The 279-nt window shown below is 63.4% G+C and carries 1 protein-coding gene and 1 pseudogene; one reads left to right on the top strand and one right to left on the bottom strand.

Going from position 1 to position 279, the window contains the following annotated elements; all coding sequences use genetic code 11:
• Positions 1 to 3 precede the first annotated feature (3 nt).
• Positions 4 to 138, top strand: coding sequence for a class I tRNA ligase family protein (locus ACMV8I_RS21510; RefSeq protein ID WP_498867161.1), 135 nt, complete (start codon positions 4 to 6; stop codon positions 136 to 138).
• 2 nt (positions 139 to 140) lie between these two features.
• Here the strand turns inward: ACMV8I_RS21510 and ACMV8I_RS21515 are convergent.
• Positions 141 to 272, bottom strand: a pseudogene (locus ACMV8I_RS21515) (class I tRNA ligase family protein); the annotation flags it as partial.
• Positions 273 to 279 lie beyond the last annotated feature (7 nt).

Consider the following 279-nt stretch of genomic DNA (forward strand, 5'->3'; position numbering starts at 1 on the left):
TTCGTGCGCAGGGTCTGGCAGTGGCGCGAGGAATACGGGGACAAGATCCTGTACCAGATCAAGGCCATGGGCGCCTCCGTGGACTGGAGCAGGCAGCGCTTTACCATGGACGAGGGCCTGTCCCGGGCGATGTGGTAGATGCCGCCCTCCTGCTCCTCGTACTCCACTTCCAGATCCGCCAGGGCGGTTTGGCAGCGGGTACACCAGTTGATGATGTAGTCCCCGCGGTAGATCAGGCCCTCTTCAAAGAGCCGGACGAAAACCTCCCGCACCGCCCGG

Origin of the sequence: Ewingella sp. S1.OA.A_B6, from assembly GCF_049889095.1 — a bacterium.
Lineage (GTDB): Bacteria > Pseudomonadota > Gammaproteobacteria > Enterobacterales > Enterobacteriaceae > Ewingella.